Here is a 10,800-nt window from a genome sequence, read left to right on the forward strand (position 1 = left end):
AAGTATTTAATAAAGGTTAAAAGATAAAGATATTATTTTTTAATTAATTCGATTTCAAATAGTTTACCCCAATGTTTTCCAGTAACAAACAAACGGTTGTTTTCTTTATCGTATGCAATTCCATTTAAAACATCATCGCTTGGTTCTAGTTCCTGATCTTTAGCAACGATATCTCTTAGTCCATTTAAATTAGCAACCCCCTCAACAATTCCTGTTTTTGAGTTGATGATTACAATTGAGTTTTGTTGCCATTTATTGGCATAAATTTTTCCGTTGATTAATTCGATTTCATTTAAGTTGTCAACAGGGTATTTATTGGTATATACTTGAATATTTCTTTTTTCAGTTTGATTTTCAGAATTTAAAAACCAAATTTTATTTGTTCCGTCCGATTTTATTAACTCAGTTTGGTTGTGCGTTAATCCCCAACCTTCGTTACTGTGATTATAGTCAAATTCCCCAATTTGTTTAAAAGTATTTAAATCATACACAAAACCTTTGCGAGCTTGCCATGTTAACCAATACACTTTATTGTTAAAGATTGTCATTCCTTCACCGAAGTATTCTTTATCTAAATCAATTTTTTGAAGAACCTCACCTGTTTTTAAATCAACTTTTCGTAAAGTTGATTGTCCTTTACGACCTGTAGTTTCGTATAAAAACCCATCTTTATATTCTAGTCCTTGTGTATAAGCATCTTTGTCATGAGGATAAGTATTTATAATATTATAAGAGTAGACAGCAGGAGCGTTTTTAGCTAAAATTTCAATAGCATTTTTAACTTTTTTAGATTTGTTAGGATAAAAAGCCAATGCAGTAACCGCATGTTTACCAACACCAAAATCGGCTGTATTAACTGTTAAGCTTGTTTCGTTTTTGTTTACACGCTTATTATTAACAAATAAATGAACAGAATCAATTTTTTCACCTTTAAGTTGTTTAAATTTAATTGCAGCCTTTTGTCCTAATATAGTTTTTTTAGAAGTATTTAACTTAAATTTGTACTCAGAATTACTACAAGAAGTAATTGTAATTATTGATAAAGCTATAGCAAAGTATGTATAAATGCGCATATTTTATAGTTTGAATTCTAATTTATTCGTTTACACTACAAATTAAAACAATTTATTTGTTTGAAAATTAAAAAATATGGTTAAATTTGCATCCTCAAACAGCTAAAACCATTTTTAGTGTAAAACTTTACCATTTTTACAACGTTTGATAAAAAAACAAAACAATATTTAAAAGTCATTTAAGATGCGTAAAGGAATACATCCAGAAAATTATAGAATGGTAGCTTTTAAAGATATGTCTAACGGAGATGTATTTTTAACACGTTCAACTGCTAACACTAAAGAAACTTTAGAAGTAGAAGGAGCTGAATATCCATTAATCAAATTAGAAATTTCAAGAACTTCTCACCCTTTTTACACAGGTAAGTCTAAATTAATTGATACTGCAGGACGTATTGATAAGTTCAAAAATAAATACTCGAAATTTAAAAAATAATTTCAAGTATCTACAATATTTAAAAGCTCTAACTCATGTTAGGGCTTTTTTTGTGTTAAAAAACACGTATTTTAGCCTATAAAATTTTCAAAAATGAGAGATACGATTCTAGCTGTTGTTATTGTAATAAATGTACTGTGCGGAGTATTAGTTTATTTTATTCCAGATATGGGAAATTATATTCTGTTAACTATTGCATCAGCAGTAACTGTATTAGCTTTGTACGATGCATTTATTCAGCAAAAGCATTCATTAATGCGTGCTTTTCCAATAGTAGCTCGTTTACGTTGGGTTTTTGAAGAAGAACGTGAAAAAATTCAACAATACTTTATTGAAGATGATTTAAGCGGAACGCCGATTAATCGTGAAAAAAGAAGTATTGTTTATCAACGCTCTAAAAAAGAAATAGAAACGGTTCCTTTTGGTACGCTTCATAATGTGTATAAAAAGGGATATGAATTTGTAAAGCATTCCTTATTCCCTAAAGATCATCATCATATTAAAGGGGAAAGAGTTTTGATTGGTTCTGATAAATGCATCCAAAAATACGATGCTTCTATTGTTAATATATCAGCAATGTCTTTTGGGTCGTTAAGTAAGAATGCTATTAAAGCTTTAAATCAAGGAGCAAAGATGGCTGGTTTTGCGCATAATACTGGTGAAGGTGGAATATCACCATATCATTTACAAGGAGGAGATTTAATTTTTCAGGTAGGAACAGGTTATTTCGGTGCAGGAAAAAGTGTAGATGGTAAGCGTGTTTTTGATGCTGCTATTTTTAAAGAAAATGCAATTCGTCCAGAAGTAAAAATGATTGAAATTAAATTTTCACAAGGAGCAAAACCTGGGCATGGAGGTATTTTACCAGCTAAGAAAAATACGGAAGAAATTGCAAAAATACGGTCGGTAATTCCTTTTACAGATGTGAATTCGCCTCCAGGTCATTCAGCTTTTTCTAATTATAGAGAAATGATTGTTTTTATTCAGGAAGTAAGAGATTTATCCGAAGGAAAACCTGTAGGAATTAAATTTTGTGTAGGAGATAATGATGAAATTGAAGCAATGATAAAAGCTTTTGCTGAAGCTAATAATTATCCTGATTTTATAGCAGTCGATGGAGGAGAAGGAGGAACAGGAGCAGCACCCTTAGAGTTTTCTAATTATATCGGTACTCCGTTGTTAGAAGGATTGGTTTTTGTAAGTAAAACATTGCAAAAGTATCAGTTAAAGGAGCAGATAAAAATAATAGCAAGTGGTAAGGCAATTGATGCTTTTGATATTATTAAATACAAAGCCTTAGGTGCTGATGTTGTTGGTATGGCACGTAGTTTTATGCTGAGTTTAGGTTGTATACAAGCGCGTGAGTGTAATTTAGATACTTGCCCTGTTGGGGTGGCAACACAAGATGAAGATTTGGTAGCGGCTTTAGTGGTTGGCGATAAAAATATCCGTGTTAAAAATTATCACGACAATACTATTGCAGCAGTAAAAGAAATTGTTGCAGCAATGGGAAAAGAATCGATTGCAGATGTAAAAGCGCAGCATGTTTTTAGAAGAGATAAAGCAGGCGATATTACATCGTTAGATAAAATTTATGAGTTACATTAAAGTTATTTCTTTATTAGGAATAATATTTTCAAAATAAAAGAGTATTGGAAACAAAATTAGAGTTTAATTCAACAGAATATCAATTAGAGCGCTATCCGAAAACCGATGATAAGTCTTTGCGTGCCTGGAGTAATGCGGAGTTGTTAATTCTTGATTATATTTCGGATAAAAAGATAGCTAATATTCATTTGTATAATGATAGGTTTGGTGTTTTTAATACTGTTTTAAATGATAAAAACCTCACCACTGTTTGGACGTATGCAAGTCAGCAAAAAGCAATTAACCAAAATTTAAAGTTAAATAACCTGGTTTCAGATAGTGTTTACAAAACACCTTTAGATGATTTAGATAAAGTGTCGTTTGCGTTATTAAAAGTTCCGAAGTCGTTGGAATTATTTGAGTTGTTTTTACAGCAGATTCATAAAGCTTCAGAGGAGCAAACAATTGTTGTGTGCGGTTTTATGACCAAATACTTTTCAGTGTCATTTTTAAAAGTTGCTGAACAGTATTTTGATGAAGTAATCCAAAGTAAGGCTTGGAAAAAGGCACGTTTATTAATTCTTAAAAAGCCTAAAAAAATAGTTAAGTACAGAGAATTGATAAATGAAATACAGTGGAAGAAAGACTTATGTCAATTTTACGGAGTATTTTCTGCTGGTAAGGTTGATATTGGTACTCAATTTTTATTAGAAAATTTAAAAGTGCAACCCAATGAACTTAAAGTATTGGATGTTGCTTCTGGTAACGGAATTATTGCTTGTGAGGTTGTGTTGCAAAACTCTAATACAGAGGTGACTTTAGTTGATGATTTTAATTTAGCAATTGCTTCTTCTCAATTGAATTTAAAAGGGGGAAAAGCACAGTTTATTTGTGGAGATAATTTAGAGGGTTTAGCGAAGGAAAGTTATGATTTAGTAGTTTCTAATCCGCCTTTTCATTTTGAACACGAAAATAATATAGAAGTAGCTTTATCTCTTTTTAAAGGAGTGAAAAATTGTTTAAAACCCAACGGACGTTTCGTGTTGGTAGCGAATAGGCATTTGAATTATAAAACGCATCTAGAAATTCTCTTTAAAGAGGTAATTATTGTCGCTGAAAATAAAAAATTCGTGGTGTATGAATGTGTAGCGTAATATATGAGAATTTAAATAGAACAAAAAGCAGCTTTTTTAGTGTACTTCTAAAAGTTATTTTTATTTACGAATTTAATTTTCTATTATTAGGTTTAATAAATTCAATAATATTTTAAGTGAAAGTTATTAACAATTAATTTTATAAGTTATTAACACTTGTTAATAAAAATTGTATATTTGTGGATTGATAGTAGCGTTATACGTTACGATAACCCCCAAATTCCCCAACAATATGTTTTTAGAAAAATCAACAAACCTTGATGAAAAGCAAAGTAAGCTTTTAGAGTTTCCTAAAATTAATGTGTTAGAGCATAAAATAGAACAGGTAAACGAATTTATAAGGCAACGGAAAGTCTTTTTTTTAAGAAATTTAAATAAAGAAAAATTCGAAATATTTTTTACCGACCATACTGGATTAAAAAGAGTAGAAGCCTCTATTTGGACTGTTTCTGAAAAAGCAATTATTCTTAAGAATACAACAGTAGTTCCGTTTAGTGATATTGTTGCAGTAGCTTAATAATAAAGAATCCCACTCTTTATAAAGAGTGGGATTTTTTATTATTGTAAAAAGATATATTGTCTTTTTAGTCCATGTAGTCTTCAATAGGGTTACAAGAACAAATTAAATTTCTATCACCAAAAGCATCGTCTACTCTACGAACAGAAGGCCAAAACTTATTGTCAGCAATATATGCTAAAGGAAATGCCGCTTGCTTACGAGTATATGGTAAAGTCCATTCATCAGCAGTTAACATCTCTTGTGTATGTGGTGCATTTTTTAAAGGATTATTAGCATTTTCTTTAGTCGCGTTTGTAATTTCTTTTCTGATAGCAATCATTGCATCGCAAAAACGATCTAATTCAGCAACACTTTCAGATTCTGTTGGCTCAACCATAATGGTTCCTGCAACAGGAAAAGAAACGGTTGGAGCGTGAAAACCGTAGTCCATTAAACGTTTTGCAATATCAACAACTTCAATTCCATTTTCTTTAAAAGAACGACAATCTAAAATCATTTCATGTGCAGCTCTGTTCATTTCTCCAGAATATAATGTTTGGTAATGCTCTTGTAAACGCTCTTTAATGTAATTTGCATTTAAGATGGCGTTATGAGTAGAATCGGTTAAACCATCAGCTCCTAACATGGTAATGTATCCATAAGAAATTAAACAAGCTAATGCAGATCCCCAAGGAGCAGCAGAAATTGCAGTAATTGCGTTTTCGCCTCCAGTTGAAACTATAGGGTTTGTTGGTAAGAATGGTACTAGTTGCGGAGCGACACAAATTGGGCCAACTCCAGGACCACCACCACCATGTGGAATAGCAAAAGTTTTATGTAAGTTTAAGTGACAAACATCAGCACCAATCGTTGCAGGATTTGTCAATCCTACTTGAGCATTCATATTTGCACCGTCCATATAAACTTGACCGCCGTTATCGTGAATAATTTGCGTAATTTCCATAATGGCTTTTTCGTATACTCCATGTGTTGATGGGTATGTAACCATTAAAGCAGCTAAATTATCTTTATGTTTTTCAGCTTTAGCGCGTAAATCTTCTACATCAATATTTCCTCTTTCATCTGTTTTGGTAACCACTACTTTCATTCCAGCCATAACTGCAGAAGCAGGGTTGGTACCGTGGGCAGATGCAGGAATTAAACAAATATTTCTATGAGCATCGTTGTTAGATTTGTGATAAGCTCTAATAACCATTAATCCAGCAAATTCTCCTTGTGCACCAGAATTTGGTTGTAAAGAAGTACCCGCAAAACCAGTAATTACATTTAATTGATCTTCAAGATTTTTTAAAACTGTTTGATATCCTTCTGCTTGATTTAATGGTACAAAAGGGTGAATATTTCCCCATTGAGGATTGCTTAAAGGTAGCATTTCAGAAGCTGCATTTAACTTCATAGTACATGATCCTAAAGAAATCATTGAGTGATTTAAAGCTAAATCTTTACGTTCTAATTTTTTAATATAACGCATCATTTCAGTTTCTGATTGATACGTGTTAAATACTTCGTTATCTAAAAATGAAGTATTTCTTTTAATATTAGCAGGAATTACATCCGAAGAAGTAAATTCAGTAATTGTAATATCTTGAATATTAAAGGCTTGTTCAAAACAATCAACAATTGCATTGATTTCTTTTAAGCTAACAGTCTCGTTAACAGAAATTGAAATATGATTATTATCAATATAGTTAAAGTTGATGTTGTTAGCTTCTGCAATAGGGCGCAATTTACTTGCTTCAACTTCAATTAAAATAGTATCGAAATAAGCATTGTTTTTTTGCTTAAAGCCTAAGCTTTCTAAAGCAGTAGCTAAAGTATTTGCAGTAGCATGAACTTTATCAGCAATGTACTGTAAGCCATCTTTTCCGTGATAAACAGCATACATACCCGCCATAACAGCTAATAAAACTTGTGCAGTACAAATATTAGAAGTTGCTTTTTCGCGTTTAATATGTTGCTCTCTAGTTTGCAATGCCATACGTAAAGCACGACCGCCGTCAACATCTTTAGTAACACCAATAACACGACCAGGAAGGCTACGTTTGTAAGCTTCTTTTGTTGCAAAATAACCTGCGTGAGGTCCTCCATAACCTAACGGAATTCCGAAACGCTGAGTAGTACCTACTACAACGGCAGCACCAAATTCAGCAGGAGTTTTTAATTTTACTAATGATAAAATATCAGCAGCAACGGCTACTTTTATGTTCTTTGCATTACAGTTTGCAACAAAGTCAGTATAGTCACAAACTACACCATGTTTTCCTGGGTATTGAATAATCGCACCGAAAAATGCTGAAGAAAAGTCAAATTCTTCATGGTTTCCAATCACTAACTCAATTCCGATAGGAATGGCACGTGTTTGTAAAACCGATAATGTTTGTGGTAAAATCTCTTCAGAAATAAAAAATTTATTTACGCCTGCTTTTTTCTGAGCACGTTCACGTACATCAAACAATAAAGCCATTGCCTCGGCAGCAGCAGTTCCTTCATCTAATAAAGAAGCATTTGCTAATTCCATTCCTGTTAAATCACAAACCATTGTTTGGTAATTTAACAAGGCTTCTAAACGACCTTGTGCAATTTCTGCTTGGTAAGGAGTATAAGCGGTATACCAACCCGGATTTTCTAATATGTTACGTTGAATAACACTGGGTACGATTGCCTCATGATATCCTAAACCGATATAACTTTTAAAAACTTTATTTTTAGCACCTAATTCGTTAATATGATTTAAATATTCATATTCGCTCATTGCTGGAGCTAAATCTAATCTGTTTTTAAGACGAATATCATCGGGGATGGTTTCGAAAATTAGTTGTTCTATGCTGTCAGCTTTAATAGTTTCTAGCATTTGTTTATGATCCTTTAAACGTGGACCAATATGTCTTAGTTGAAATGAATTTGTGTTCATTCTGTGTTGTTGTTTTTAAGTGGCTCAAAAATAATGAAATTGTCTAATTTTTAGGGTATAAATTTTCGTTAATAGTGATATTTTATTAACTAAATGTTAGGGTTATAAACATAAAAACTATTTTTGTGTAATGAAGTTTTTTAAAAAACTACTTGATTTTTACATAAACGCTAGTATTCATGTTGCTTTAGCGGTGTATGCTTTTGTGCGAATTACTGAATTTTATCTTGGCTTGAGTTATAATGAGTCGTTAGATTTTTTTCTTTTTTTTGCAACAATTACAGGTTATAATTTTGTAAAATATGCAGGAGTAGCCAAATTGCATCATCGAAGTTTGACAAAGAACTTAAGAGTGATTCAACTTTTTTCTTTAAGTTGTTTTTTGTTGATGTGTTTTTATGTAAGTAGACTAAATGTAGAAACCTTACTTTTTTTTATACCTTTCGGATTGTTAACGTTTTTATATGCAGTTCCTTTTTTTAGTGGATTTCAAAAAAACCTAAGAAGCATCGGTTATTTAAAAATTGTTGTGGTAGCCTTAGTTTGGGTTGGAGCAACAGTGTTTCTTCCTGTTTTTGATGCAGCAGTAGTATTTACAAGTAAAATTTTTATAATGGCAGTGCAGCGTTTTTTATTAGTAATGGTGTTGATATTGCCTTTTGATATTAGAGATGTAAAATACGATGCAATTTCACTACAAACCATCCCCAAAAAAATAGGGATACAACAAACTAAAAAACTAGGATATGTTTTGTTAATGTTTTGCTTAGTTTTTGAATTTATAATTGCATCAAAACAAGAGTTTAAAATAGTGTTTTTAACAGTTTTTGTAGCAATATTGTTTTTATTAATGAGAGCTTCAAAACAACAAGCAAAATATTATAGTTCTTTTTTGATAGAGTCGATTCCTATAATTTGGTGGTTATTATTGTTAATAGTTTAGTGTTTTTGTTAATAAAACAACGCAAACCTTTTCGAAGATTATTGCCTTTTTTATTAATTTGATTTGTATTTTTGATTGCTTATCAATAATATAAGTACGATGGCACCAAAAAGAAGTTTCGTTTTCGATTTTGATAGTACGTTAACAAGAGTTGAAGCATTAGATGTTTTAGCGGAGATTACTTTAGAAAAAAATCCGAAGAAAGAAACCGTTATTAGAGAAATTGTCGAAATAACAAATCAAGGAATTGATGGAGAAATATCTTTTCCACAATCTTTAGAAAAACGCATTCAATTATTAAAAGCCAAAAAGGCAGATTTACCAATTCTTATTACTGAATTAAAAAAACATGTTTCCTCATCTATCGAAAGAAACAAAGAGTTTTTTGAGCAGTTTTCTGATGACATTTATGTGATTTCAGCAGGATTTAAAGAATTTATAGATCCGATTGTGGCTGAATATAATATTCCATCCGAAAGAGTATTTGCTAATACTTTTCAATTTGATGAAAACGATTTAATTGTTGGTTTTGATGCTGAAAACTCGCTCTCAAAACATAACGGAAAAATAGAATGTTTACAAAACTTAAACCTACAAGGAGAAATACAAGTAATTGGTGATGGATACAGTGACGCGGTAACAAAAAAAGCAGGTGTTGCTGATACTTTTTTTGCCTATACCGAAAATATATCTAGAGAAAAAACAGTAGCCAATGCTGATCATATTACACCTAATTTAGACGAATTTTTATACCTAAACGATTTGCCAAGAAATATCTCATATCCAAAGAACAGAATTAAAATTTTATTATTAGAAAACGTACATGCTGATGCGTTTACAAAATTAACTGCTGATGGTTTTTCAGTAGAAACTGTTTCAAAAAGTTTGTCTGAAGACGAATTGATAAAAAAAATTAAAGATGTACACGTTTTAGGAATTCGATCTAAAACTCAAGTAACCAAAAAAGTAATTGAAGCTGCCGAAAAATTAATGGTTGTTTCAGCATTTTGTATTGGTACAAAGCAAATAAATTTAGATGCTTGTAAAGAAAACGGAGTTGTAGTATTTAATGCTCCTTATAGTAATACACGTTCGGTTGTAGAATTAGCAATTGGCGAAATTATTATGTTAATGCGTAGTGTTTTTCAAAGAAGTACCGAAATTCATAACGGACAATGGAATAAAACAGCGCAAGGTTCTCGCGAAGTTCGTGGTAAAAAACTAGGTATTGTTGGTTATGGTAATATTGGTAAACAACTATCTGTACTTGCAGAATCGTTAGGAATGGACGTGTATTATTACGATGTTGAAGATAAGTTAGCCTTAGGAAACGCAACAAGAATTACTACATTAAAAGAATTACTAAACATTTCTGATGTGGTAACCTTACATGTTGATGATAATGCTGCAAATAAAAACTATATCGGTAAAGAAGAAATTTCTCAAATGAAAGACGGCGTTCATTTAGTAAACTTATCTAGAGGATTTGTGGTAGATATTGAAGCGTTGGTTGCTGGTTTAAAGTCTGGTAAAATTGCAGGTTGTGCTGTGGATGTATATCCTGAAGAGCCAAGAAAAAATGGTGATTTTATTACGCAGTTAAAAGGTTTAGATAATGTAATTTTAACTCCGCATGTTGGTGGAAGTACAGAAGAAGCTCAAAAAGATATTGCCGATTTTGTACCTAATAAAATTATGGCATATATAAATTCAGGAAATACAGTAGATGCAGTAAATTTTCCGAATATAAGATTGCCAAGACAAAATAACGCACACCGATTTTTACATATTCATAAAAATGTACCAGGTGTAATGGCTAAGATTAATAAGGAATTAGCAAATTACGAGTTAAATATTACAGGTCAGTATTTATCAACAGACGCCAAAGTTGGGTATGTAATTACTGATGTAGATAAAAAGTATAACGAAGATGTAATTACAGAACTTCGTAAAATAGAAGGAACAATTAAGTTTAGAGTATTGTATTAAGATTCTTTTTATGATATTATTAAATAAAAAAACCTTGTAAATATTTGAGGGCACTGAAAAAGTCCTCAAGACTAAATTAAAAGGAGTAGAAAGTAAAAACTTTTTACTCCTTTTTTCGTATCTTAAAAAAGTAAAATAATGCTTTTATAGATGCTGGTTCAACAACAAGAAATTCAATTTAGTCAAT

At 31.3% G+C, this 10,800-nt stretch carries 8 protein-coding genes; 6 read left to right on the top strand and 2 right to left on the bottom strand.

Annotated elements, in window-relative coordinates; translation table 11 throughout:
* Positions 1–32: 32 nt before the first annotated feature.
* Positions 33–1,073, bottom strand: coding sequence for a glutaminyl-peptide cyclotransferase (locus N2251_RS00425; RefSeq protein ID WP_260584704.1), 1,041 nt, complete (start codon positions 1,071–1,073; stop codon positions 33–35).
* A 184-nt stretch (positions 1,074–1,257) separates the two neighbouring features.
* Between N2251_RS00425 and N2251_RS00430 the strand changes: the two genes are divergently transcribed.
* The 4 genes from N2251_RS00430 (at position 1,258) to N2251_RS00445 (ending at position 4,767) form a co-directional block, all read left to right on the top strand.
* Positions 1,258–1,509: a type B 50S ribosomal protein L31 gene (locus tag N2251_RS00430; RefSeq protein WP_218772987.1), complete on the top strand. Its 252-nt coding sequence runs from the start codon at positions 1,258–1,260 to the stop codon at positions 1,507–1,509.
* A 93-nt stretch (positions 1,510–1,602) separates the two neighbouring features.
* The gene (locus N2251_RS00435) at positions 1,603–3,117 is read left to right on the top strand and encodes an FMN-binding glutamate synthase family protein (protein ID WP_260584706.1); all 1,515 of its coding nucleotides are present in this window, start codon (positions 1,603–1,605) and stop codon (positions 3,115–3,117) included.
* 44 nt (positions 3,118–3,161) lie between these two features.
* On the top strand, positions 3,162–4,250 hold the full coding sequence (locus N2251_RS00440; protein WP_260584707.1) for a class I SAM-dependent methyltransferase: 1,089 nt from the start codon (positions 3,162–3,164) through the stop codon (positions 4,248–4,250).
* A 232-nt stretch (positions 4,251–4,482) separates the two neighbouring features.
* The gene (locus tag N2251_RS00445) at positions 4,483–4,767 is read left to right on the top strand and encodes a hypothetical protein (RefSeq protein ID WP_260584708.1); all 285 of its coding nucleotides are present in this window, start codon (positions 4,483–4,485) and stop codon (positions 4,765–4,767) included.
* 67 nt (positions 4,768–4,834) lie between these two features.
* Here N2251_RS00445 and gcvP read toward each other — a convergent pair whose 3' ends face one another.
* Positions 4,835–7,681, bottom strand: coding sequence for an aminomethyl-transferring glycine dehydrogenase (gene gcvP / locus N2251_RS00450; protein ID WP_260584709.1), 2,847 nt, complete (start codon positions 7,679–7,681; stop codon positions 4,835–4,837).
* Between the two features lie 130 nt (positions 7,682–7,811).
* Between gcvP and N2251_RS00455 the strand changes: the two genes are divergently transcribed.
* On the top strand, positions 7,812–8,624 hold the full coding sequence (locus tag N2251_RS00455) for a UbiA prenyltransferase family protein (protein ID WP_260584710.1): 813 nt from the start codon (positions 7,812–7,814) through the stop codon (positions 8,622–8,624).
* A 99-nt stretch (positions 8,625–8,723) separates the two neighbouring features.
* Positions 8,724–10,613 carry a phosphoglycerate dehydrogenase gene (gene serA / locus N2251_RS00460; protein ID WP_260584711.1) on the top strand — a complete coding sequence of 630 codons (1,890 nt, stop codon included), beginning with the start codon at positions 8,724–8,726 and terminating at the stop codon, positions 10,611–10,613.
* The last annotated feature ends 187 nt before the right edge of the window (positions 10,614–10,800 follow it).

The organism is Tenacibaculum haliotis (genome assembly GCF_025215075.1).
In the GTDB taxonomy this organism is placed as follows: domain Bacteria; phylum Bacteroidota; class Bacteroidia; order Flavobacteriales; family Flavobacteriaceae; genus Polaribacter; species Polaribacter haliotis_B.